Consider the following 23059-nt stretch of genomic DNA (forward strand, 5'->3'; position numbering starts at 1 on the left):
GACGGAACGGCGCGGCCGACGCGATGCGTGCGCGGTCAGAGGGCGGAGCGCAGCCAGTGCTCGACGCCGCTCACATGCGTCAGGGTGAGCGCGTGCGCGAGGTCGGCGTCGCCGATGGCGATCGCGTCGAGGATCGCGTGGTGCTCGTGGAGCGTGCGATCGACGGCGTTCTCTTCAGTGATGCCACGCCAAACACGGGCGCGAACGGTGTGGCCCGAGATCGAGTCGATGAGGCTCGCGAGGTAGGCGTTGCCCGTCGCCTCGGCGATGCCGCGGTGGAACTCGAGGTCGTGCGTCACGAGTCCCTCGACGTCGGTCGCGTCGTCGACGCTGGCCACCACGGTGCGCAGGCGTTCGACGGTCTCGGCGTCGACCTTGCGGGCCGCGAGGGACGCGGCCGCGGGTTCGAGGATGCGCCGCACCGCGAAGATCTCGAGGACCGATTGGTCGTCGTGCAGGTCGACCACGAAGGACATCGCCTCGAGGAGCAGGCGTGGCTCGAGGCTCGTCACGTAGGTGCCGTCGCCGCGCCGCACGTCGAGGACGCGGATGACCTCGAGGGCCTTCACCGCTTCGCGCAGCGACGACCGGGAGAGGCCGAGCCGCTCGCTCAGCTCCTTCTCGGGCGGCAGCCGATCGCCGGGAGCGAGCTCGCCCGCGAGGATCATCTCCTTGATCTTCAGGATCGCTTCGTCGGTGACGGCCATAGGGGCATCGTAGCGTGGCACCTGCGAGACATCCGATCTTTGCGAGCGCGGATGTCGCGGTGTCGAGGCCGCGCCTGCGGCCTCACGCCGCGCGCCAGAGGTGCATCGACGCGTAGCTGCGCCACGGCGCCCAGCGCAGGCCCGTCTCCGCGAGGTCGCGAGCGGAATGGGGGAGCCCGAGGTTGGCGGCGCCGTTGCGGAGCGCGAGGTCGCCCGTGAGCAGGACGTCGGGCGCGCCGGTGACGCGCATGGCGACGTAGCCCGCGGTCCAGGGGCCGATGCCCGGGACCTCGAGCAGGCGCGCCTCGAGGTCGTGCCGCTCGCGATCGGCGGCGACGACGAGTGCGCCCGAGGCGAGCCGGTCGGCCACGTCGACGATCGTGCGGATGCGTGCGGCGGGACCCCGGAGCACTGCTGCGCCGTGCTCGGCGATGGTCGCGGCGGTGGGGAAGAGGATCGCCGGCGCAGCGGCATCAGAGCCCACGGTCGTGGCCGCCGGGTCGGCGGGATCGGTGGACGCGGCGGGGCGGTCGACGCGCACGCCGAGGTCGTTCGCGAGGCGCCCGAGCGCGGTGCGGGCGGCGGCGACCGAGATCTGCTGGCCGATCAGCGCTCGGAAGACGAGCTCGTGCGGGTCGAGGCAGCCGGGCACGCGCATGCCGGGCACCAACGCGACGGAGCCTGCCAACGCGGGATCGGCCGCGAGCGCGGCGTCGATGGCGACGGCGTCGGCGTCGAGGTCGAAGAGGCGACGCACCCTGGCGACGAGCGGCGGGAGATCGCCGAGCCCGGCGAGCCGCGCCGTCACCTCGATGCTCGGCGACGCGGCGTCGCCGCCGGGCGCGAGATCGACGAGCGCGGGGCCGCCCGGCAACCCGAGGGTGCGGCGGAACGCCGGCCGCCCGTCGGCGGTCGTCGACGCCTCCTCGACGCCGACGACGGCACGCGCGGCGAGCCAGGCGAAGACGCCCGCGGCGTCGAAGGGCGCTCGCGCGGGCAGGCGCAGGCGCACGACGCCCGCGTCGGTCGCGCCGGTCCCGTGCCCGGACTCGGGCTCCGCGGCCGGGGCCTCGCCGGTGGCCACGAGGTCGGCGCGCCCGACGGGCGGGCGTGGGGCGCGCTCGCGGACCCGTGCGGCGGCGCGCACCTCGAGGGGACTGCGTTCGTAGACCTCGCGGATCGTGTCGTTGAACTGCCGGATGCTGCCGAACCCCGAGGCGAACGCGACGTCGGCGACCGGCAGGGTCGTCGAGGTGAGCAGCGACCTGGCCGTCTGCGCCCGGTGCGCCCGCGCGAGGGCGAGCGGCCCCGCACCGAGTTCGGCCGTGAGCACGCGCGTGAGGTGCCGCGGGGTGTAGCCGAGGCGCGCGGCGAGCCCGGGAACGCCCTCGCGCTCGACGAGCCCGTCGGCGATGAGCCGCATGGCGCGCGCCGCGAGGTCGTCTCGGAGGTTCCATTCGGGGGAGCCGGGCACCGCGTCGGGGAGGCACCGCTTGCACGCGCGCAGCCCCGCCTCGTGCGCCGCGGCCGCCGTGAGGTAGAAGGTCACGTTCGACGGCTTCGGCGAGACGGCCGGGCAGCTCGGCCGGCAGTAGATGCCGGTGGAGTGCACGCCCGTGATGAACTGGCCGTCGAAGCGCGCGTCGCGGGCCTGCATGGCGCGATAGCGCTCGTCGAACGTCGGGTCGGCGGTGCGGGATTCGAGTGCGGGCATGACTCCACCCTCGCACGCCCCGCCGACATCGACTCGCGGAAATCGGACATCACCGGCGACGCCTATGCTGGCGGCATGCCGCACGACGTCGTCTCCCAGCTCAGCGCCGCCCTCGGACCCGCGGTCACCATCGAGCCCGACGCGCTCGAGGCGACGCGCGAGGACCGCTCGGGGTGGCGGAGCGCCGTCGCGCCGCTGGCGCTCGTGCACGCGGCATCCGTCGACGACGTGCAGGCCGTCATGCGCATCGCGCACGCCACGGGCACGCCCGTCGTGCCGCGCGGCGCGGGCACGGGCCTCGCGGGCGGCGCCATCGCGAGCGCGGGCGCCGTCGTGCTCGACCTCTCCCGCATGCGCCGGGTGCTCGAGATCTCCGAGGCCGACGAGCTCGCGGTCGTCGAGCCGGGGGTGCTGAACGGCGACCTCAACGACGCCCTCGCGCCGCTCGGCCTCTGGTTCGCACCCGACCCCGCGAGCCGGGCGATCTCCTCGATCGGCGGCAACATCGCGACGAACGCGGGGGGCCTGCTCTGCGCGAAGTACGGCGTCACCCGCGAGTCGGTGCTCGGCCTCGCGGTCGTGCTCGCCGACGGGCGCCTGCTCCGCACGGGGCACCGCACCGTCAAGGGGGTCACCGGCTACGACCTCACGGCGCTCATGACCGGCTCCGAGGGCACGCTCGGCGTCATCGTCGAGGCGACGGTGCGACTCCGCCCGGCCGTCGCGGGCGAGGTGGTCACGGTCGCGGCGATGTTCCCCGACGTCGAGGCGGCCGCCGGGGCATCCGCCGCCGTGACGGCCGCGCGCCTCCGGCCCGCGATGCTCGAACTCATCGACGCCGCCGGGCTCGCGCGGGTGGCCGAGCACCTCGGCGCCGCAGCACTCGAGGGCACGCCGCTCGCGACGCTCGCCCCGGGCGAGACGTTCCTGCTGGCACAGGCGGATGCCGCCGGCGCGGCCGACGAGGCTGCGGCGATCGCGGCGATCTTCGCGCGGGCCGGCGGCCGCGTGACGACGTCGACGGATGCCGCGTCGGGCGACCGGCTCGTGGCGATCCGCCGCGCGATGCACCCCGCGCTCGCGTCCCGCGGCCAGGTGCTCATCGAGGACGTCGCCGTGCCGCGCTCGCGACTGCCCGAGATGTTCCGCGCGATCGAGCGCATCGGCGCCGCCCACGGGCTGGAGATCCCGACGCTCGCGCACGCGGGCGACGGCAACCTGCACCCGAACTTCGTGTTCGACGGCGACCCGGGCGAGGTGCCCGAGCACGTCTGGGCCGCGGCCGACGAGATGTTCCGCGAGGCGGTCGCCCTCGGCGGCACGCTCACGGGCGAGCACGGCGTCGGCGTCCTGAAGCGGCGGTGGCTCGCCGACGAGCTCGGCGAGGACTCGTTCGAGCTGCAGCGGGGCATCAAGGCGCTCTTCGACCCCACCGGCATCCTGAACCCCGGCGTCATGTTCGGGGGTGCGGCATGAGCGGCCGCGATCCCATGGGCGGGCCGACCCCCTACGGGTACCCGGGCGGTCCGGTGGTGAATCCGGAGCCGAGCCCGCACGTGCTCGCGCAGTTCGCCGCGCCGCCGCGCCGGCGCATCCGCGACGGACTCTTCGGCCCGATCGGCCTCGTCGTCGCCGCGATCGTGGGTGCGCTCGTGCTGGCCTACCTCGCGTGGGCCCTGGGCACCTCGACGCTCGTCGTCGGCACCCTGCTCGCCCTCGTGCCGCTCACGATCGTGCTGCTCGCGATCCGGTGGATCGACCGCTGGGAGCCCGAGCCGCGGTGGGCGCTCTGGTTCGCGTTCCTCTGGGGCGCCGCGGTCTCGGTCGCGATCGCGCTCATCGTCGACACGGGCGTGCAGTTGGCCCTGGCATTCGCGACCACGGGGCCCGACGACGCCATGCAGGCCGTCGTGCAGGCGCCGCTCGTCGAGGAGGTGGCGAAGGGCATCGGCGTGCTGCTCCTGTTCACCTTCTCGCGCAGCCACTTCGACGGCCCGGTCAACGGGCTCGTGTACGCGGCCACGGTCGCGGCGGGCTTCGCGTTCACCGAGAACATCCTCTACTTCGGCTCGTCCCTCATCGAGGGCGGCGGGGCGGCCCTCGGCGCCACGTTCGTGGTGCGCGGGCTGTTCTCGCCGTTCGCCCATGTGCTCTTCACGATCTGCACGGGCGTGGCGGTCGGCCTCGGCGCGCGACGCACGCGCGGCCCCGGCATCCTCGTGTGGTTCCTCGGCGGGCTCGCGTGCGCCATCGCGCTGCACGCGCTCTGGAACGGCTCGCTCACCTTCGCCGACGACGCGGTCGTGCTCTACCTGGTCGTCCAGGTCCCGATCTTCCTCGGCGCGATCGCGCTCACGGTGCTGCTCCGCCGCCAGGAGCGCACGATCACGCGCGACCGGTTGCGCGAGTACGCGGCGGCCGGCTGGTTCAACCCCGACGAGGTCGAGGGCCTCGCCACCGCGTCCGGCCGGGCGGCGGCCATCGCCTGGGGTCGGTCGCAGCATCCGCCGCGCACCGACCAGGTCAGGCGGTTCATCGCGGATGCCACGCGCCTGGCCTTCACCCGGCAGGCGATCGTGAGCGGCCGGGCCGACGAGCGGCGGCTCGCCGACGAGCGCGACCTGCTCGACCGGGTCGCGGCCGATCGGCGCGCGATCTCCGGCTGATGCGCGGAACGCGGGCGACCACGCCGAGGACTCTGCCGAACCCGCGCCTGGCGACCCACGGCCCGCTCATGTTCCACCAGTCGGGCGGATGCTGCGACGGAAGTTCGCCCATGTGCTATCCGGCGGGGGACTTCATCACGAGCGACGCCGACGTGCTGCTCGGCGAGCGGGCGGACCCGGAGAAGTCTGGATCGAACTAGTCGGCGAACTCGAAGTCGATGGTGATCTCGGGATCGACGCTCGCAACGATTCCCCGGTAGAAGACCTGAGCCTGCTCCTTCAGCGCCGCTTCGTTCTGGTCGATGTACGTCTGCTTGTTCTCGTCACTGAGAATGTTGTTGATCATGCGCGTCTGCACCGCGGGCGGTGCCAACCAACCGAGCGCGCCGTTGCTCTCCATGGGGTCTTCGAACACGGGATCGTCGAAGCCGATGCCGACGAATTCCGGAATCGTCACTCGGTACGACCCCGGTCCGTTCGGCTCGATCGTCACCTGGGATCCATCGATGCCGAGCTTGGCGTCGAACCTGTACTGGATCAGCGTCGTCCTGTCGATCGCGTCTACGGCCATGCCGAGAATCTCACCGTCATCGTGATGCCTTGTGACGCCTTCGATGTGAAGGCTGAGCAGGGCAACCTCCTGCACGCTGGTCACCGACTGGATCACCTGTGAATCGCGTTCACTCGAACTGCTGGTGAACAGCGAACCGAGTGCGAGAGCGTTGAGTCCGCCGGCGGCGAAGGCGGAGCCGGTGCCCGCGACGAACACCGTGATGACGAGGATGACCGGCCACAGCAGCACCCTCGCCTTGAAAAACCTCATGGGGTCCGGTCTCCAACCTCGACGTCGACGCGACCTCGGAACTCCGCTCGGTGGACCTCCGAATCGCACCGGAGCGTCAGGCCATCTCGAACCCTATACGCGGGCATCGGGACCATCCGCGTCTCCCGTACCCCAATTACGGGGACAGCGCGGGCGGTTTCCGATCCTGCAATCGCCTCCCGGAGGCAAAAGAAACTCGCCGCCCTGCGGTGTGGCAATGCCGACGACTCAGCGGGGCGACGAGTTCTTAGGAGACCAGCGTGCGTCATGTTCGCAGTCAGCGCAAGAGGGGGGTGGACGCTTGTCCGTGACCGGTCGCTCCGATTGGATGGAGGACATGACTGACACGAACAGCAAGCCCGAGGTCGACGCTCCTGAGGGTCCGGCCCCCGTCGACCTCATCATCGAGGACATCGTGGTGGGCGACGGCGCCGAGGCGACGCCCGGCTCCACGGTCGACGTCCACTACCTCGGTGTCGAGTACGACACCGGCGACGAGTTCGACTCCTCGTGGAGCCGCAACCAGTCGATCAACTTCCCGCTGCAGGCGCTCATCGCCGGCTGGCAGGAGGGCATCCCGGGCATGAAGGTCGGCGGACGCCGCAAGCTCATCGTGCCCCCGCACAAGGCGTACGGCCCCGCCGGCGGCGGCCACCGCCTCTCGGGCCAGACCCTGATCTTCGTGATCGACCTGCTCGGCGTGAGCTGAGCCCGAGCGACACCTGAACCATCCGGAGGCCGGCGGGCGAACCCCGCCGGCCTTCGTCGTGCCCGCCCGTCGCGCGGCCTTCCTGATCGCAGCCCGTGCCGCGGTCGGCGTTCGGACCGCGGCATCCGCTCGGCTACGATCGGCGGGTGCCGATGACGTTCACTCCCTACCTGGTGCTCTGCGCCGCCCACCTCGTCCTCCTCGAGACCGGGCCCGACTGGGCGGTGACCGGCTCGAAGGCGCTGCTCATGCCGCTGCTCGCGCTCGGCGTCGTGCTCGCGGCGCGGTCCGCCGGCGCGAGGTCGCCGTGGCTGCTGCTCCTTGCGATCGCCCTCTCGTGGGCGGGCGACGTCGCCCTGTCGTTCCCGGGGATGTTCGTCGTCGGCCTCGGCGCGTTCCTGCTCGCGCACGTCGCGTACATCACGGTCTTCCTGCGGATGCCGGGCGGTCGCCGCCGCCCGCCGCTTTGGACGCTCGTCTACGTCGCGTGGTTCGCCGGATTCCTCGTGCTGCTCGGTCCGCACACGGGCGTGCTGTTCGTGCCCGTCGCCGTGTACGGCCTCGTGCTCGGCCTGATGGCCGCGTTCGCGGCGAGCCGCGGACCCCTGATGGCGGTCGGCGGCGCGCTCTTCGTCACCTCGGACTCGGTGCTCGGCCTCGGTCGGTTCCTGCCCGGCTACGAGTTCGCGCTGCACGACCTCACGGTCATGTCGACCTACCTCGCGGCGCAGCTGCTCATCTCGCTCGGGGTGCTCGCGGCGCTTCGCGCTGCGGCTCCGACGTCTCGCGAACCCGGTCGACCAGTTCCCGCCACGGCCCGGTGAGCTGACGCTCGGCGAGCGTCGCCTCGGCGGCCTTCAGCGGGGGCACCCCCTGCTCGGCCGGCTCGCACCGGATGTCCCACGTGAACCGGTCGGGCTCGGGCGGCGCCGCGGGCACGTCGTTCCACGGGATCTCCTCGATGAGCACGAACCAGTCGTCGGCGTCGGGCTGGTCGTCGACGCGGACATGCCACGTCAGGCGGATGCCGGCGATGCCGCCGCTGCGCGCCACGAAGACGTCCATGCTGCCCAAGGTACCCCTCGCAGGGCTACGCCGACAGCACGCCGACCTCTTGCCAGCCCTCGCGGACGGCACGGTGCTCGGTGGAGTCGGCACCGAAGCGGAGCTCGGCCTGCCTCACGGTCTCGTCGGCGAACTGCTCGAACGTCGCGTCTTGATCGAGGTTGCCTGACGTGAGCGTGTCGTACCAGATGCGCCCCACGCTCTCCCAGGCGAACCCGTCGATCTGCCGCGCCGCGAGCGCGAACGCGCGGTTGGGGATGCCCGAGTTCACGTGCACGCCGCCGTTGTCGTCGGTGGTCTCGATGAAGTCGCGCATGTGCGCCGGCTGCGGGTCGCGGCCGAGCACGTCGTCGTCGTAGGCGGTGCCGGGCTCGAGCATGGACCGCAGGGCCCGCCCCTGCACCTCGTCGGTGAAGATGCCCTCGCCGATGAGCCACGTGGCGGCGGTCGCGTCTTGTCCGAGCGCGTACTGCTCGACGAGCGCGCCGAACGCGTCGGAGACGTGCTCGTTGAGCGCCCCCGACTGGCCCTGGTAGCGGAGTCGGGCGGTGTGCTCGGTGACGCCGTGGGCGAGCTCGTGCCCGATGACGCTGAGCGAATCGGTGAAACCCCGGAACACCTCGCCGTCGCCGTCGCCGAACACCATGCGCTCGCCGTCCCAGAAGGCGTTGTCGTAGGCGCGGCCGAAGTGCACGGTGGCCTCGAGCGGCATGCCGGCGCCATCGATGGAGTCGCGGCCGAACACGCGGTCGAAGAGGCGATGCGTGTCGCCCAGCCCGTCGTAGGCGTCGTCGACGGCCTCGTCGCCCGTGTCGCGCTCGCCCTCGCGGCGCACCAGGCGGCCGGGAAGCACCTCGCGCCCCTCGGCGTCGGAGATGCGCCGGTCGGGCTGGGAGGGGGCGTCGGGCAGGGCGCTCGGCTGGTCGGGCACGTCGGGCACGATGAGCGGCCCGAGGTGCGCCGGCGGCTCGCGGAGGAGGGCCCGGCGGGCGGCCTCGGCGGCGAGTGGGAACCGCGGCTCCCCGGCCTCGGCGATGCGGTCGAGCAGGTAGGGCGGAACGATCGTCGGCATGCGTCGATGCTCGCACCCGCCGCCGACATCTCGGGGAACGGCGCGCGGCGCGCGCCGCCCGAATAGGCTGGACCGGTGACCACCTCCCCGCTCCTCGGCCTCCTGCTCGACGTCGACGGCCCCATCGCGAGCCCCGTGACGCGGTCGATCGCGATCCCGTCGATCGCGCGCGACCTCGCGATGCTCGCGAACGCCGGCAACCCGGTGATCTTCAACACTGGCCGATCCGACGCCTTCATCGCCGAGCAGGTCGTGCCGCCGCTGCTCGCCGCCGGCCTCGAACCGGTCGCGCCGGTCTGGGCGATCTGCGAGAAGGGCGCCGTCTGGGCGGCCATCGACCAGGACGGCCTCGGCGAGGTGTTCGTCGACCTCGACCTCGCGATGCCCGCCGACTTCGCCGCCGACATGCGCGCGTACGTCGAGGAGCACTTCGACGAGTTCGCGTTCTTCGACGGCACCAAGCGCGCCATGGTCTCGGTCGAGCAGCACGTGCACGTGGCATCCGACGACTACCTCGAGGCGCAGCCGCGCTTCGACGCGCACGCGCACGACACGCTCGCCGCGCGCGGGTTCGGCACGGTCCGCGAGGGCGATGAGCGACCGGATGCCGCAGGGCGCGTGCACTGGCGCATCGACCCCACGATCATCTCGACCGACATCGAGTCGGTGCGCCTCGGCAAGGACCTCGGCGCCGAGCGCGCCGTCGCACTGCTCGCCGAGCGCGGCATCCGCCCGCAGCACTGGCGCACCATGGGCGACTCGCGCGGCGACTACCGCATGGCCGACTGGCTCGCCGAGCGCGGCGAGTCCGTGCGGCACGTCGACGTGCGGCCGGCCGAGGGCATCCCGGCGACCGCGTACCCAGTGCTCACGGCGGGGGAGCTCATCCACGACGAGGCCGGGGCGGTCTTCCTCTCCCGCTGGGCCGAGGCCTCGCGCCGCGGCGACCTCGCCGACGACGAGTAGCGGGCAGCGGATGCCGCGCGCGAACGTCTCAGCCGACACCGCCGACGTCGCCGCGCTGCGGACGCATCCGATCGCCCTGCTGCCGGCGCTGCTCGTCTGCGGCGCCGCGGTGCTGCTGTTCGGGTTCCTGCTGCCGGTCGCGGGCTACGCGATGCTCGCCGTCGGGCTCGTGGTCGCGTGGCTGTGCGACCGCTCGGGGCGCACCGAGCGGCTGCTCGCCGACCTCGCGCTCATCGCCATCGGCCAGGTCATCATCTCGACGGCGTCGATGAAGGCCGACCTCAGCGACACGGGCATGGTGCGGTTCGCCGTCGTGCTCGGCCTCGCGGTGCTCGTGCCGTTCCTCATCTCGAGGTTCGTGTACCGCGAGCGCACCATCCGCTTCCCGTGGCGCACCGGCCGTCGCTGGAACCGCACGCAGTGGCTCTACCTCATCTTCGTGACGCTCGCGGGCTGGCTCATCCTGCCGTTCTACTTCATCACCTCGGGCGTCTACCAGAACTGGCCGACCGTGACCGAGCCCGACACGATCGCGCGCCTGTTCGTCGGCGTCGCCGCCGTGGGCACCTGGGACGAGCTCTTCTTCATCTGCACGGTCTTCGTGCTGCTGCGCCGCCACTTCCCGTCGTGGCAGGCGAACCTGCTGCAGTCGATCGTCTTCGTCTCGTTCCTCTGGGAGCTCGGCTACCAGTCGTGGGGGCCGCTGCTCACCATCCCGTTCGCGCTCATCCAGGGCTACACGTTCAAGCTCACGAAGTCGCTCGGCTACGTGTTCACGGTGCACATGCTCTTCGACGCGGTCGTCTTCGCGGTCATCGTCTACGCGCACACGGGCTGGCCGGCGATCTTCCTGCTCGCGCCGTAGCGTCGCGCCGCGCCCCTTGCGCGCCTCGCGGATGCCGCGGCATCCGCCGTTCGACGGAGACGCGGAATCCGCACTGCGGGGGATCCGCCCGACCCCTGATGGGTGGTGGCATGGACGTATGACCGACGACGTGCGCTCCGCCACACCCGACCAGCCCCTGCCCGCGCCGATTCCGGCCGTTCGGGCGATGCCGGCGGCGCCCCCGGCATCCGCACCCGCCCCGATGGGCCCCGCCGATCGCCGGCGCGCGGCGGCCGATCGCCAGCGCGCGAAGAACGCCGACCGCGGGCAGATCTTCCCCACGAGCGTGCCGTGGGTCGCGGTCGCGGTGTTCACGCTGATCGCGTGCGGCGCCGGATGGCTCGTCGTGCTGCCGGTCTGGCTGAGCGGCGAGGGCCTGACCGACCCGCTCTTCGGCCTGCTCGCGCTGGCCCTCATGTACACGCCCGCGCTCGCCACGGTCGTGGTGGTGCTGTGGGTGCGCCGGCCCGCGAACATCCCGCGATACCTCGGGCTCTCGCCGATCCGGCCCGCCGGACGCACCTGGCTGTTCGTCGCGATCGCCTTCGTGCTCTTCACCGTGCTGCCGCTGCTGGCGATGCTGCTCGGACAGGCGATGGGGCTCATCAGCCTCGACTTCGCCGGCCTCAGCGGCATCACGGCCGCCTTCGAGGCGTCAGGCGGGGTGGCGATCGACCCGGCCACGGTCGTGCTCATCACGCTCGTGACGCTGCCGATCGTCACCGTCGTGAACAGCGCCGCCGCATTCGGCGAGGAGATCGGCTGGCGCGGCTGGCTGCTTCCCTCGCTCCGGCCGCTCGGCACGGTGCCCGCGCTCGTGCTCACGGGCGTCATCTGGGGCCTCTGGCACTCGCCGATCATCCTGCTGGGCTACAACTACCAGCGCACCGACCTGCTCGGCGTGCTCGCCATGGTCGTCTTCTGCGTGCTCACGGGCGTCGTCGTCGGATGGCTCCGGCTGCGCTCGGCGTCGGTGTGGCCCGCGGTGATCGCGCACGGCGCGATCAACACCGCGACCGCGCAGTGGCTCATCTTCGTGCACGCCGACGACCTGCCCGTGGGGCCGTGGGGCACGATCCTCGGCTGGCCCGGGTGGATGCTGCTCGTGGTCGTGATCCTCGCGCTCGTGCTCACGCGCCAGTTGTGGAAGCAGGCGACGCCGGGGCTCACGATGGCCGAGGCGCGGGTGGATGATCGCAGCGTCTGAGGGAGTGGCGGGGTCTCGATGGCTTCGCTCCTCGACCGGCGGGTCTCGAGCGGCTTCGCTACCCGACCGCCCCCGACGCGGCCGGCGGGGTCCGCTCGATGGATGCCCCGCGGCCGGCGAGCCAGTCGAGCAGCACGGTCGCGTGGTTGACCTGCTCGTCGCGCGCGCCGAAGAGCAGCGTCACCCGATCGTGCTCCGTGCCGAGGGCGATGAGCGCCGCGGCGGCCGGGTTCTCGTCGAGCTCTCGCCGGTACCGGGCCGCGAACTCGTCGAACCGCGCGGGGTCGTGGTGCCATTCGGTGCGCAGTTCAGGGGAGGGGGCGATGTCCCTGTTCCACTGGTCGAGCTCGGCGCGCTCCTTGCTCACGCCGCGCGGCCACAGCCGATCGACCAGCATCCTGAACCCGTCGGATGCCTCGGGCGCGGCGTAGATGCGCTTGACCGCGAAACTCATGGGGGCCGTGCGGCTCAGCGCTCGGGCCGCTTGCGCAGTCCGAAGACGACGAGCGCGATGCCGACCACGATGATGACCGGGCCGAGCACCGCCCACAGGAGGGAGCCCGACATTGCACTGCCGCCGATGACGCCGTAGCCCTGGAGCATGAAGACCACGCCCATGAGGCCGACGATCACACCGAGCACGACCAGAATCACTCGCATGGCGGCAGCATCTCGCAGGTTCGGCCCCGCCGCAAGGGTCGAATGGCCGCGGGGCGGCCGCGCGGCATCCGCTCTGGTAGACTCTTCAGGTTGCCGTGAAACGGCCGCGCATCAAGAGAGCCCAGGCATCCTGCCCCGGGCAGCGCGCAACGAAGAGAGAGGGGATCCCATCTATGGCACTCGAAGCAGACGTCAAGAAGGCGATCATCGAAGAGTACGCGACCCACCCCGGTGACACTGGATCCCCCGAGGTCCAGATCGCGCTCCTCACGAAGCGAATCAAGGACCTCACCGAGCACCTGAAGGAGCACAAGCACGACCACCACTCGCGTCGTGGCCTGCTCCTCCTCGTCGGTCAGCGCCGTCGTCTCCTCGGCTACCTCGCCGATGTCGACATCAACCGCTACCGCAAGCTCATCGAGCGTCTCGGCCTGCGCCGCTAAGCAGCACCCTGCCGCATTCGTGCGGCGCTGCGGCTCTCGTTGATACCGCGAGCTTCTTGCGAAAGCCCCCCGCCCGCTCTTCGGAGCCGGCCGGGGGCTTTCGTCATTCCGATGAGCCCCCATTCTGGGGGTAGTTGTCTGTCGGTTGACCGCCAGTTTCGGTGAAACGATGGATCGTGCCGTTCGAGGCATACGAATCAATCTCGTTCACAGTGGTATCGGACGTGTAGCAGCTATTGAGGTGAAGTCTGCTTCTCGAGCGGAACTCGCCTCCCTCGCGTCACTTGGAGTCGACCTTGTCGTTCGAACACGCCGCACCCGCGGCCAGAGTATCGGGGTCGACCCCTCCGGTTCCGGTGCGTCAACCGGCGGGTTCGTCCCTCTACGGACCCACGCCGCGAGCGAGCCGAGTCCCGCTCATCGTCGGTGGGGTCGCGATGCTCGCCGGACTCATGGTGTTCGTGATCGAACTGGTCGTCTCCGTGCCGCAGCAGCTCGGCCCGATCACGCTGCCGCTCATCACCGGGCCGTGGGTGTGGCTGTCTTTCGTCGGATACCTGTTCGCCCCGATGCTCGTCATCGTCGCATTCGGGCGTGACCGCATTCTGCAGCGTCGTGCCGCCGTGCATCCCAACTTCGCGCCGCGCCGCGACTATTCGCGGACGCTCCGCATACTCGCGATCGTCTCGTGGCTGCTCGGAATCTGGCACGTCGTCAACATCGCCTACGCCATTGCATCCCTCATCGCCGACGGGGCGGCGGCATGAGAGGCGTGACACGCATCGGCTCCATACTTGCGGCGGCGGCAGCTATGGTGCTGATACCGATCGGCGCCGCCGGGGCGGCGACCGACGACGGCACGTTGACCCCCCATGACCAGGAGAAGATCACCGAACTGCGGAGTTGCCTCGCCCCTGCAGACGGGGCAACGCGCACCCTCGAGGTCTACTACCTCACGGATGCCTCGGGAAGCCTCTTCGCCGAACATGACGATCATCCTTCCGACCCCGAGTTCGTGCGTGCGGACGTGCTCGGCAACAGCCTCACGCAGGTCGCGACGTTGCCCGGTGTCAGCTCCCGATACGCTTCGGGGTACTTCGGCACGGGCTTCGTGCCAGGCACCGCGTGGACGGGCGTGACGCCCGCGAGCGGTGGAGCGCTCGCCAACGAAATCCGAGCACAGGAGAGCCTCGGCAGCACCGACTGGGCGGCCGGGCTGACCGGGGCATCCGATGCCTTCACGGCCGTCGACTCTACCGATGGATGCAAGCTGCTCGTCTGGCTCACCGACGGTCGTCTCGACCTCGGCGATCCTGCCGACACCGCGAGAGCCCGCGCCGAGTTGAAGAGCGACGACGGTCCGCTACAGGCGCTCGACGACGACGACGTCACCACCATCGGCGTGATGCTCAATCGCGAAGGCAGCGATTCCGCTGCGGCGGCCGACGAGATGCGGCCGCTGGTCGAAGACACTGCCGACGGCATCTTCCTAAATGCGCACGGCCCGAGCGACCTCGCATTCCTATTCATGAAGCTGGGCGCTCAACTTGCGGGAGGCGCGGAAGGCGAACTCGACGCCGACGGGGGGTTCTGGATCGACCCCGGTGTCTCGCGGTTCGTGCTCGCGTCACCGCAGAGCGGCGTGCTCACCAAGCCCGACGGTACCGTTTGGCAGTCGGGCGCCAGCGGCACGGAGGCCGTCATCGGCGGGGCGACCCAGATCACGCAGACGATCGACGTCGGCATGGACGTCGGTAAATGGCACTGGACCGGCGCAGGCGGCGGCATCGTCTATCGATTCAGCGGGCTCGCACTCACGATGGATCCGGAAAACGCGCTCGTCGTCGGCGACGCCCGCGGGCTTGAAGGCAAGGTCATCCGGGTCGCGGACGACGGCATGGCGACGCCGCTCGACCTCGACGACTACGAGTTCACGATCGATATCACGGCGATCGACGGAGCGACGGCGAAAATCGGGCCAGAGAATGTCGCAGCCGACGGTTCCTTCACTGTGCCGTGGTCGACCCCGACGGACGAAGACGACCTCAACACGGTCGCACGCATCACCGATCTCACGACAGTCGGGCACGACCTTCGCCTCGAAGACGTCGTCTCGCAGCCGCAGACGGTGAAGGTCAAGGCCGTGTCGGCATTCCCGACGGTCGAGCTCGTTTCGGTGTCGCACATCGCCGGCACGCACGGCGTTGCCGAGATCGAGGTGCGTCTCACGGCACCGGTTAATGGCATGGGCAGTGTCATGCTTCCCGCACCGCCAACCGCCGACCAGATCACCGACACCGCTCCTGCCGACCGATCGGCGACCTGGGACGCGGACGGCCCCGACCAGACCGACATCGAGCTGGCTGCCGGTGAATCCAAGGTGGTCACGTACACCCTCGCGAACTCCGAGAGCGCAAACGCCGACGCGAGCTTCTCTCTCGACTTCACCACATACGACGCAGACCAGACCGATCACGGCGTGCAGCTCGACGTCACCGTGCCGACGACGAAGCCGTTCGACCTGGCACAGTTCGGCTGGCTCCTGGTGATCCTGCTTGTCGTCGGCACCCTGCTGCCGCTGGCCGCGCTCTGGGCCATGAACCGCCAGGCGGCGAAGATCACCACCGGGCGCAACCTGTTGCGTGCGGAGTTCCCGGTACGGTTGACAGCCGATGGACTCACAGGGACCGAGATCGACCTGCGCTCGGAGGAAGTCGGCGCCGACCATTTCAAGAACGAGCCGCCACGCGAAGCCGTGAAACGGCTCGATGACCCGGTGCTCGGATCGCTCGTCGCGCTGACGCCGAAGTCGCCGTTCGGTGACCCGTGGTTCGAGATCCGTCCGCGTCCCGGATTCCGGGTGTTCGCCCCCGATGCGCAGGGCAGCGTCGCACGCCGCGGCGTGTACGTGGGAGGTGGGGCCGCGCCGTTCGGCGGTGTGTTGGGCCGGGTTTGGGCGCTGATCGTGCCCGAGGCCGAGCTCAGCGGAAAGACGGCGAACGAGGCGGTCATCGGCACGCTCGTGGTGTACCAGGTGAGTCGCGCAGGTGCAGACCAGTTCAGCGCTCGCCTGTCCGAAGTGCTGCAGACGAAGCTCACGGCCAAGCTGGCGGCCGCACGGGCGTCGTTGCAGAACGCGACGACTGCGACGACTGCCTCGAGTGCACCCGGAGCACTCAGAGAGCCACCGCCACGTGACGATGCGTCCGCTCCGATCCCGCAGAGGACATTGAGCTCCGGTCGGGGATCCGAAGGACCCCCGCCACCGCGTTCCAACGACGATCGCGCAGCCGGAGGCACTGGACGTGCTGCCGCACCCACGCGATCGGGTGCACCGACAGGGGCTTCACCGTCGCGATCCACGCCGACACCGTCGACCGATCCGGAACAGAGACCGAGGGGTGCCCCGCCACGCGACCGATCCTCATCGCCGACGACCGGGGCTGACGGACCGCCCCCTCCACCTCCGCCGCGTCGCCGCAGCTGATTCAGTTCACACGAGATCCACCTGAGAAAGTAGGTCCACATGCTTCGCCCGTTCCTCGTCATCGGTGTCGGCGGTTCCGGCGGCAAGACGCTTCGCGGCCTGCGCCACGCGCTCGAACTTCGCCTCCAACAGGCCGACTGGAAGGGCGGTCTTCCGACAGCGTGGCAGTTCCTGCACATCGACACGCCGACCTCGCAGGACGGCACCGACTTCGTGCTGCCCTTTCTCCCGCCTTCTGATTACCACGGGCTGATCGCATCGGGCGCGACCTACGAGACGGTCTATGGGTCGGTCGTGCACGGGCAGCGCCTCGCTGCAGACGTCGTCGACGACGTGAAGCGCCAGCTTCCCGACTCCGGTCGTGTTCCGGTGACGGTAGCGAAGGGGGCGGGCCAATTCCGCGCGGTCGGACGCACCGTCGTGCTCTCCAAGCTCGCGGATGTCTCGGCCGCAGCTCGCCGGGCGATCGACCGGATGACCGCGGCCGATGCGCTCGGCGAACTCGAGACGCTCGGCGAGCGACTTGGGGCGAAGCCGCGGGCCGGTGCTACACCGAGTCCGACCGTGATCGTCGCATCGTCGATCGCCGGCGGTTCCGGTGCGGGCCAGTACCTCGACGTGGTCGAGGCCGTGAAGGAGGTTGCCAAGACGCATGACTGGGCGCACAACATCTTCAGCATGTTGTACGCACCGGATGTCTTCGATCAGGTCTCGGGTTCTGCCGGGATCCCGTCGAATGCACTCGGCACCGTTGCCGAGACCATGGCCGGGTTCTGGACCAAGGCCCCATCTCGCTCGACGCTCGAGATCTTCAAGTCGCGCGGACTCCAGCCCTCTTACGGCGGTGCGCGCGATCGAGTCGGCGCTGCGTATCCATTCATCGTGGGCCGTCAGAACTCCAAGGTGGCGTTCCCGAGCCAGGGGTCCGTGTACTCCGCGGTCTCGACGAGCGTGGCGGCATGGATGACCGATGACAAGGTGCAGGGCGAAATCGACGAGTATGCGGTCACGAACTGGAACGCGAACACCGGGGCGAACGTGCTGCCCGACAATTCTCGCCTGATGTCGCCGCTCGACCAGACCCCGCCATTCTCGGCCATCGGCTTCGGCCGAGTGACTCTCGGTCGCGAGAAGTTCCTCGACTACGCGGGCGAACGGTTCGCCCGCAGTGTCGTCGACCAGATGCTCTACGCCCACATCGAAGACGACCGAATGTTGAAGGAGCGCACGCAGGGCGAGTGGGTCGACTTCGGCGCGAGCCGCGCGCTCGAGGGCTTCATCAGGGCCAGCGGTCTTGATGAAGAGACCGAAGATCGGAACGACGTCATCGACGCATTGCGCGCGTTGCCGCAGATCCGTGCGCTCGGCGACGAACTCAATGCCGCGATCCGTGCCGATATCAACACCCCCGGGTCGCTCGACGCCAAGACGGGTGGGCTCTCGCAGGGCGAGTGGGTCGAGCGGATCATATCGTCGTACTCGGCGCGCGAGCGTTCCCTGCTCGAGCAGGACCGCGGCAATCGTGGTGTCAAGTTCACCGAATGGGTCGACCAAACCCCCGAGCGCGTGCTCTCCCTCGTCGAGCAGTACGTCGCCACCGTCGGCCTTTCGGTCACCGTCGAACTCCTGCGTCGTCTCTCAGGCAGCGTGAAGACTGCCGCCGAGCAACTCGTGAGCGAGGCCGAGACGAACCGCGGCTGGGCACGTCGACTGCGCGGATTCGTGAACGAGGAGCTGGCTGCGGCTCCCGATATCGCGGCGATCAGACCCGAGAGTGATGTGTGGCTGAACGCGGTCGAGCGTGCGGTTCAGGGCCTCGAATGGCAGTCCGAGGCCGCCCTGCGCGAGTCGGCCTCAGTACTGCTCACGGAGTTCCGGACCGAGTTCCTCGATCCGCTGGCCGATGCGTTGACCGAGGGGCGACAGTCTCTCCTCGCTCACGTCACGGAGGGCACACGCACTGACGGGCGCGAGAACGACTATGAGCAGTGGCCGACGAGGAACAGCCGATCCGTGCCTCGTAAGTATGAGCCGTCGCCCAACGAGCGTCTCCTCGTGGAGCACAGCGAGTATCCCGCAGAGTTCGACCGTCTCGTCGCGGCATCGTCGCTCCAAACGCGATCCGACGACGCGATGTTCGATGTCATGACGAGTCTCCTCATTGGCGTCGATGGTGCCGACGGTGAGGCGGGCATGATGCGCCGCGGGCCCCGACTCATCAGTTACCCGCGCAGCTGGCGCCCTGCGGCCACGGCCGCCGTCGGCGAGAAGACGAGCGCACAGCGTCCGCGATTCCAGTTCGAAGACGACCCGGCGGAATACATCGTCCGGGCGAAGCAGTGGATGCAGCGCGAGGGAACGACGTTCCACGCCTACATCACCGAAGACCTCTCGACGTATTTCGATGAGGAGCGGGTGGGCGCGGGCGAATTCAAGCAACGCAAGGACCGATTCCGCGAGCAGTTGACGGCCGCCCTCGGTTCGAGTGAGCCGCTCGTGAAGCTCAATCCCGGGCTCCTGTCCGAGGTGCACGGAAAGGCGATCGGTGACGGCGTGCGCACGGTGTTCAGCTCCATCCCGTTCGCGGCCCACAGCGACCTCTATGAACTCACCAAGTCGGTCCTGGCGTCCCAGGGCTACTGGGATGAAGCGCAGTCGCCAGGATGGTTCAAGGACGTCAAGGTCAGCTCGCTCGAGATCTTCGCGATGCTCGGGTACCCCTACCAGCCGATCGTGATGGACTCAGTGATGGCGCCGATCGCCAAGTCCTGGCTGGCAGAGTCGAACACCCAGGACAGTCGCGCGGCGTTCTGGAAATGGAAGCGTTCGCGCCTGCTCCGCGAATCGGCACCTGCTGCACCTGAGGTATTCGATCAGATGGTCCGCGGATGGTACGTGGCAAAGGTGCTCGGTCTGCTCGAGGTCGATGACAGCAACCAGCAGCGAGGACCGAAACTGTCGATCTGGGACCCGCAGCGCCGTAGCCGCGCCGATTTCCCGCATCCGTTGCTGTCGGGCGTCGAGGTTCAGCCGCATGACTTCATCGGCGTCGTGATGGAATCGCTCACCGTCGCGCTCGCGCTGTCGAATGGGGCCGGCTCGCTCGAACCGTTGCGGGCGTACCACCAGCTCATGGATCTCGGCGGACGCGATCGGCAGCTCGGCATAGCGCTCAGAGGCTGGATCGAGGCGGGCCGGGTCCTCGACGGCGCGCCGACGCCGGGTGCCGACCGTGCCGGTACGTCAGATGAGGGCATGCGTGCGCGTCAGGCCAAGGTCGCGGAATACCTGCTGCACGACGAGCGCCAGAGGTTCCGCGAGGACGTGGTCGACCAGGAGCCGGGTGTGTCCGTCTACGCATATCCGGTGAGCTGGGAGATCCGCGACACGGTGCTGTCGGCACTCGACGCGCTCGTCGACGCCGTCAGGGAACTCCGCGAACCCAGATCGGGCGTCTGATGAGTGCCGTGGTCGAAGCCGATCCCGCGCTCGTCATCATCGTGCTGCCGGGCGGCGCAGAGGGTGCAAGCCTGCTCGAACTCGCACGGGACTGGACCAGTTTCGGCTATTTGGGGCGGACATTCTGGGTGCGCCCCGAAGACGTCCAACGACGTGGAGACGCGCCGCCCGTTGTTCCGGCCACAGTCTTCGGACGCGATCTCGGTGGTGCGCTGAAGGAGGTCCATCGGGACCTGTTCCATCTGATGGCGACCCGTTCGCTGCACCGCATCACGCTGCTCACGGTGCGCTCCGCACGTCCCGATCAAGCGGGGGATGCCGCTCAGGACTCGATACGACGCACGATCACCGAGTATGTGCAGCACGCCGTGCCGAAGGAGCCGGTCGGCTCCACGGCCGCGAGCCTCCGGATCGACCTGTCGAGGGTGACGTTGATCTGCGCGCCGACGGAGTTCACGTTGAAGGAGCGGGTCGACTGGGTCGCGGGCGATGACACGCTGACGGTCGTCGCGTCGCCGGAGGATCGCGCAACGCCGTGGTCGGGCGATGCGTTCGTGCGCGACGATGAGCGGTTCGAAGCATTCGTGCTGATGCATGCGGTGACGGCCGTCGGAGCGTGGATCGGACTCCCGTACGGACTGCCCGAACTCCTCGAACGCGACCACTCCGCCACCACCGGCGTCTGGCTCACCCGCGTGTTCGTCGGAGGCATCGTGACCACGACGCTCGAGAACGCCGCGACACTCGACGTGGTGCGATCCGCGGCCGACCCCGACTCGCGGATCGTTGATCCGTACAGTGGCGTGCTCGCCGACGGTACTGCGCCGATCCCGCATCGCGATGTCGCCAGGTATCGCGAAGCGATGGTCCGTGCTGCGATCGACTACGACGGCGCGGTGCTGCGATATCGAAGGCAGGATGCCGAGCCGTCCGCGGAACGCCCGAGGATCTCGCCGAGCAGGCAGTGGCGCGCGTTCGTCGGGTTCTGCAGAGCAGTCCTCGCCGGCTCGCCGGCAGCCTGGTGGAGTTACGTCCGCCGCGGTTTCGCGCGGATGCTCGGGCGCCGGCTGCAGGGCGATGATCGCGGACTGTACGTGGTCGACGGCGAACTCGATCGGCTCGATCAGCAGGATCGGATGATCGCGGATGCGCTCGCGAACGTCAGGTCGCAGCAGGCCGATCTCGGGATCTCCCTCGAACTCCCGGTCCCGGCGGCAGCGGCCGGCTCGACTCCGATGCTCTGGTCTGCCTTGCGGCAGGCTGTGTTCGGTGCGCTCGATGGCGGCGGCGATCCGGAGGAGCGCGGATTCCCCGTCGTCGAGGGCCGGATCCCCGTGTTCGCGCGCGTCGCCGACGTTCTGCACGATCCGGGCGACGTCTGGGATGCTCCGGCCGGACTCGTCGACGGCCTCCAACAGGTGGAGCCACTGGACGAGCGCAGTCAGCGTTCCGTGCGCAGTGCGATCGCATCGAGGCTTGCGAACGCGCAGACCGCGCAGGCCACGGCCGAAGCAGCGATCGCCGGGTTCGACCGGGAGACGGTCGAGCTCGCGGATCGACGCGCGCAGGCGCGCCCGTTCCTCGCTCACGCCGGCGTGCTCGAGACCGATGACGACGGACACGATCGACTGCTGAAGCTCAAGGAGGTGGCGTTGCCGCCTGGCGTCGACCGGGCGCAGGTCGCCGCCACGTTCCGCGAGTTCAAGGAGTCGCTTGCTCGTAGCACTGCCCTCGTTGCGCTCCGCCATGAGGCAGAACTCGGTCAGGAGGACGCGATCCGTGCCATCCGGGATGCCGAGCGGCTGAGTGCAAACTTCGAGACCTGGGCTGCGCGCCAAGGCAGCAACGTCGGTGCGGGTCTGCTTCATGCAGTGGAGACCGAGCGCGAGTCCGCTGAGCTGGACGCCTCGGCTGCGGCGACGGCGCTCACCACGTTTCGACTGCCGGCCACCGGCAGGCTCCGAGAGTTGCGCGATCGTTATCACCGCCGAGCGGCGATCCTGGCAGCGGTCGTCGTCCTTCTCGTCGCCGGAGTCATTCTGTGGGATCCGTCGATCGAGCTGGGAGACTGGCCGGGATGGCTCGTGTTCGGGTTGGCGGGGCTTGGTTTCTTGCTCGTGGGTCTCGTGTTGCTGCTGGTTCGCTATTACCGCGACTGGTCTGCGTTCCACCGATCGATCCTCGATGCAGAATCACAACTCTTCGAACTTCACGATCGAGGGATGACCGCTCGACGTGAGGCGTTTCGCCTGGCGGGGATGTCCGAGCAGACGCGTGACTGGCTCGATCTGCTCGCCGCGGCGATGCGGCGACCTTGGACTGCCCAGGAACCTTCGGGGCGGGCCGGCGATGCATTGGGCGAGGATGCGGGGTCGGACGATTCTGCCGAGCGTGCGGCGAAACTGCCGTTCGCGCTGCGTCTCGCGACTGCGGATCTTTCCGATCAGGCGCTGGCCCGGCAGTACCGTCGGACCGCGGCCGAGGCACTCGTGAAGCGCGGGTGGCGGTCCGACGCGTTCGTTGAACTGCTAGGTGCGATCAGTACGACGCAGGGCATCGCTGCTGAGGCGGTCGACCTCGACGCGCTCGACCGCGATCTGCCGCATCTGCCGAACCAAGCCCGGAAGATCGCGCGCGAGAACATGGGGCGCGACGAGGTGCTCGAACAGGTAGGCGCGTACGAGATCGAGCGCATTCGCCACGATGCTGATTTCGCACCGTTGAATGCGGCGATTTCGGATGTCGTGCCGCTCATGCCCGACCCGCTTGCCGAGCTCGTCGACGGTGATTCGTCTCCGCGCATCGGGTGGAGCGAGTTCCTCGGAGCACCGTTCGGCGACCCGACCGACCGGGCGACGCCGCTGACGCCGCTGGCCATCAGCAGGTACCAGCTTCAGGATGGTCATCACGAGCAGGTCAGGTCCTTCGCGCTGGCGCGCGAGAAGGTGGCTGAGATCCTCGGTCTCTCTGCCCGAGCCGATCTGAGTGTGCGGACCATCGACGACCGGTCCCGATCGTTCGAGGCAGCGATTCGCATCGACCTCATCGGACCGATCCCGGTCGACGCGGTGCGGCTGGGCATCTCACCGGTGGGAACAGGCGCCGAGCCTGAGCGTGTGGTGCCACGCAAGGACCGACCACGCTCTGGCCAGTACTCAGGTGTCTAGGCCGCCTCGCCTGCCGCGCGACCCGCTC

General features: G+C 69.6%; 19 protein-coding genes and 1 pseudogene. 13 read left to right on the forward strand and 7 right to left on the reverse strand.

The window, feature by feature from the left end; all coding sequences use genetic code 11:
- Positions 1–35: 35 nt before the first annotated feature.
- Positions 36–707 (reverse strand): FadR/GntR family transcriptional regulator, encoded by a 672-nt coding sequence (locus ACR3IO_RS08735; RefSeq protein ID WP_434070802.1) that lies wholly within the window; start codon positions 705–707, stop codon positions 36–38.
- A gap of 82 nt (positions 708–789) precedes the next feature.
- Positions 790–2421, reverse strand: coding sequence for a DNA-3-methyladenine glycosylase 2 family protein (locus ACR3IO_RS08740; RefSeq protein ID WP_434070803.1), 1632 nt, complete (start codon positions 2419–2421; stop codon positions 790–792).
- Positions 2422–2496: 75 nt separating this feature from the next.
- Here ACR3IO_RS08740 and ACR3IO_RS08745 point away from each other — a divergent pair, with 75 nt between their 5' ends.
- From ACR3IO_RS08745 to ACR3IO_RS08755, 3 genes and pseudogenes are all read left to right on the forward strand, one after another.
- Positions 2497–3897: an FAD-binding oxidoreductase gene (locus ACR3IO_RS08745; protein ID WP_434070804.1), complete on the forward strand. Its 1401-nt coding sequence runs from the start codon at positions 2497–2499 to the stop codon at positions 3895–3897.
- A complete protein-coding gene (locus ACR3IO_RS08750; protein WP_434070805.1) occupies positions 3894–5087 on the forward strand; it encodes a PrsW family intramembrane metalloprotease in 1194 nt (397 codons plus the stop codon). The genes ACR3IO_RS08745 and ACR3IO_RS08750 overlap by 4 nt, the downstream gene beginning before the upstream one ends.
- Positions 5087–5251 (forward strand): annotated as a pseudogene (locus ACR3IO_RS08755) (DUF779 domain-containing protein); the annotation flags it as partial. The gene ACR3IO_RS08750 and the pseudogene ACR3IO_RS08755, both read left to right, overlap by 1 nt.
- A 32-nt stretch (positions 5252–5283) precedes the next feature.
- Here ACR3IO_RS08755 and ACR3IO_RS08760 read toward each other — a convergent pair.
- Entirely contained in the window at positions 5284–5910 is a 627-nt protein-coding gene (locus ACR3IO_RS08760) for a hypothetical protein (protein ID WP_434070806.1), read from the reverse strand.
- A gap of 337 nt (positions 5911–6247) precedes the next feature.
- On the opposite strand from ACR3IO_RS08760, the gene ACR3IO_RS08765 reads away from it, so the two are divergent.
- Together ACR3IO_RS08765 and ACR3IO_RS08770 are read left to right on the forward strand one after the other, a co-directional pair.
- A complete protein-coding gene (locus ACR3IO_RS08765; protein ID WP_434070807.1) occupies positions 6248–6619 on the forward strand; it encodes an FKBP-type peptidyl-prolyl cis-trans isomerase in 372 nt (123 codons plus the stop codon).
- Positions 6620–6771: 152 nt separating this feature from the next.
- Positions 6772–7443, forward strand: a complete 672-nt coding sequence (locus ACR3IO_RS08770; RefSeq protein ID WP_434070808.1) for a lysoplasmalogenase — start codon at positions 6772–6774, stop codon at positions 7441–7443.
- Here the strand turns inward: ACR3IO_RS08770 and ACR3IO_RS08775 are convergent.
- Both ACR3IO_RS08775 and ACR3IO_RS08780 read right to left on the reverse strand, forming a co-directional pair.
- Positions 7355–7684 (reverse strand): protealysin inhibitor emfourin, encoded by a 330-nt coding sequence (locus ACR3IO_RS08775; RefSeq protein ID WP_434070809.1) that lies wholly within the window; start codon positions 7682–7684, stop codon positions 7355–7357. The two genes, ACR3IO_RS08770 and ACR3IO_RS08775, sit on opposite strands and share 89 nt — an antisense overlap.
- A 25-nt stretch (positions 7685–7709) precedes the next feature.
- Positions 7710–8756: a M4 family metallopeptidase gene (locus ACR3IO_RS08780; protein WP_434070810.1), complete on the reverse strand. Its 1047-nt coding sequence runs from the start codon at positions 8754–8756 to the stop codon at positions 7710–7712.
- A 75-nt stretch (positions 8757–8831) separates the two neighbouring features.
- Between ACR3IO_RS08780 and ACR3IO_RS08785 the strand changes: the two genes are divergently transcribed.
- The 3 genes from ACR3IO_RS08785 to ACR3IO_RS08795 all read left to right on the forward strand — a co-directional run bounded on the left by ACR3IO_RS08785 (position 8832) and on the right by ACR3IO_RS08795 (position 11815).
- The gene (locus tag ACR3IO_RS08785; protein WP_434070811.1) at positions 8832–9722 is read left to right on the forward strand and encodes a hypothetical protein; all 891 of its coding nucleotides are present in this window, start codon (positions 8832–8834) and stop codon (positions 9720–9722) included.
- A 10-nt stretch (positions 9723–9732) separates the two neighbouring features.
- On the forward strand, positions 9733–10587 hold the full coding sequence (locus ACR3IO_RS08790) for a CPBP family intramembrane glutamic endopeptidase (RefSeq protein ID WP_434070812.1): 855 nt from the start codon (positions 9733–9735) through the stop codon (positions 10585–10587).
- Between the two features lie 118 nt (positions 10588–10705).
- On the forward strand, positions 10706–11815 hold the full coding sequence (locus ACR3IO_RS08795; protein WP_434070813.1) for a lysostaphin resistance A-like protein: 1110 nt from the start codon (positions 10706–10708) through the stop codon (positions 11813–11815).
- A 58-nt stretch (positions 11816–11873) separates the two neighbouring features.
- Here the strand turns inward: ACR3IO_RS08795 and ACR3IO_RS08800 are convergent, their stop codons facing one another.
- Complete coding sequence (locus ACR3IO_RS08800; protein ID WP_434070814.1) at positions 11874–12269, reverse strand: DUF488 domain-containing protein; 396 nt, start codon at positions 12267–12269, stop codon at positions 11874–11876.
- Between the two features lie 14 nt (positions 12270–12283).
- Positions 12284–12475, reverse strand: coding sequence for a hypothetical protein (locus tag ACR3IO_RS08805; protein ID WP_434070815.1), 192 nt, complete (start codon positions 12473–12475; stop codon positions 12284–12286).
- Between the two features lie 173 nt (positions 12476–12648).
- Between ACR3IO_RS08805 and rpsO the strand changes: the two genes are divergently transcribed.
- The 5 genes from rpsO (at position 12649) to ACR3IO_RS08830 (ending at position 23031) form a co-directional block, all read left to right on the forward strand.
- Positions 12649–12918: a 30S ribosomal protein S15 gene (gene rpsO / locus ACR3IO_RS08810; protein WP_056658110.1), complete on the forward strand. Its 270-nt coding sequence runs from the start codon at positions 12649–12651 to the stop codon at positions 12916–12918.
- Positions 12919–13355: 437 nt separating this feature from the next.
- The gene (locus tag ACR3IO_RS08815) at positions 13356–13685 is read left to right on the forward strand and encodes a hypothetical protein (protein ID WP_434070816.1); all 330 of its coding nucleotides are present in this window, start codon (positions 13356–13358) and stop codon (positions 13683–13685) included.
- A 5-nt stretch (positions 13686–13690) separates the two neighbouring features.
- Positions 13691–16405 (forward strand): hypothetical protein, encoded by a 2715-nt coding sequence (locus ACR3IO_RS08820; RefSeq protein ID WP_434070817.1) that lies wholly within the window; start codon positions 13691–13693, stop codon positions 16403–16405.
- A 39-nt stretch (positions 16406–16444) separates the two neighbouring features.
- Positions 16445–19864: a tubulin-like doman-containing protein gene (locus ACR3IO_RS08825; RefSeq protein WP_434070818.1), complete on the forward strand. Its 3420-nt coding sequence runs from the start codon at positions 16445–16447 to the stop codon at positions 19862–19864.
- A gap of 8 nt (positions 19865–19872) precedes the next feature.
- Positions 19873–23031, forward strand: coding sequence for a hypothetical protein (locus tag ACR3IO_RS08830; protein WP_434070819.1), 3159 nt, complete (start codon positions 19873–19875; stop codon positions 23029–23031).
- Positions 23032–23059: the final 28 nt, after the last annotated feature.

Origin of the sequence: Agromyces sp. Marseille-Q5079, from assembly GCF_051016555.1 — a bacterium.
Taxonomy (GTDB): Bacteria; Actinomycetota; Actinomycetes; order Actinomycetales; family Microbacteriaceae; genus Agromyces.

Bases quoted from the DNA above. Each gene is read 5' to 3' on its own strand.
- ACR3IO_RS08735 (WP_434070802.1), bottom strand. From the start codon at position 707: ATGGCCGTCACCGACGAAGCGATCCTGAAGATCAAGGAGATGATCCTC.
- ACR3IO_RS08740 (WP_434070803.1), bottom strand. From the start codon at position 2,421: ATGCCCGCACTCGAATCCCGCACCGCCGACCCGACGTTCGACGAGCGC.
- ACR3IO_RS08745 (WP_434070804.1), top strand. From the start codon at position 2,497: ATGCCGCACGACGTCGTCTCCCAGCTCAGCGCCGCCCTCGGACCCGCG.
- ACR3IO_RS08750 (WP_434070805.1), top strand. From the start codon at position 3,894: ATGAGCGGCCGCGATCCCATGGGCGGGCCGACCCCCTACGGGTACCCG.
- ACR3IO_RS08760 (WP_434070806.1), bottom strand. From the start codon at position 5,910: ATGAGGTTTTTCAAGGCGAGGGTGCTGCTGTGGCCGGTCATCCTCGTC.
- ACR3IO_RS08765 (WP_434070807.1), top strand. From the start codon at position 6,248: ATGACTGACACGAACAGCAAGCCCGAGGTCGACGCTCCTGAGGGTCCG.
- ACR3IO_RS08770 (WP_434070808.1), top strand. From the start codon at position 6,772: ATGACGTTCACTCCCTACCTGGTGCTCTGCGCCGCCCACCTCGTCCTC.
- ACR3IO_RS08775 (WP_434070809.1), bottom strand. From the start codon at position 7,684: ATGGACGTCTTCGTGGCGCGCAGCGGCGGCATCGCCGGCATCCGCCTG.
- ACR3IO_RS08780 (WP_434070810.1), bottom strand. From the start codon at position 8,756: ATGCCGACGATCGTTCCGCCCTACCTGCTCGACCGCATCGCCGAGGCC.
- ACR3IO_RS08790 (WP_434070812.1), top strand. From the start codon at position 9,733: ATGCCGCGCGCGAACGTCTCAGCCGACACCGCCGACGTCGCCGCGCTG.
- ACR3IO_RS08795 (WP_434070813.1), top strand. From the start codon at position 10,706: ATGACCGACGACGTGCGCTCCGCCACACCCGACCAGCCCCTGCCCGCG.
- ACR3IO_RS08800 (WP_434070814.1), bottom strand. From the start codon at position 12,269: ATGAGTTTCGCGGTCAAGCGCATCTACGCCGCGCCCGAGGCATCCGAC.
- ACR3IO_RS08805 (WP_434070815.1), bottom strand. From the start codon at position 12,475: ATGCGAGTGATTCTGGTCGTGCTCGGTGTGATCGTCGGCCTCATGGGC.
- rpsO (WP_056658110.1), top strand. From the start codon at position 12,649: ATGGCACTCGAAGCAGACGTCAAGAAGGCGATCATCGAAGAGTACGCG.
- ACR3IO_RS08815 (WP_434070816.1), top strand. From the start codon at position 13,356: ATGCTCGCCGGACTCATGGTGTTCGTGATCGAACTGGTCGTCTCCGTG.
- ACR3IO_RS08825 (WP_434070818.1), top strand. From the start codon at position 16,445: ATGCTTCGCCCGTTCCTCGTCATCGGTGTCGGCGGTTCCGGCGGCAAG.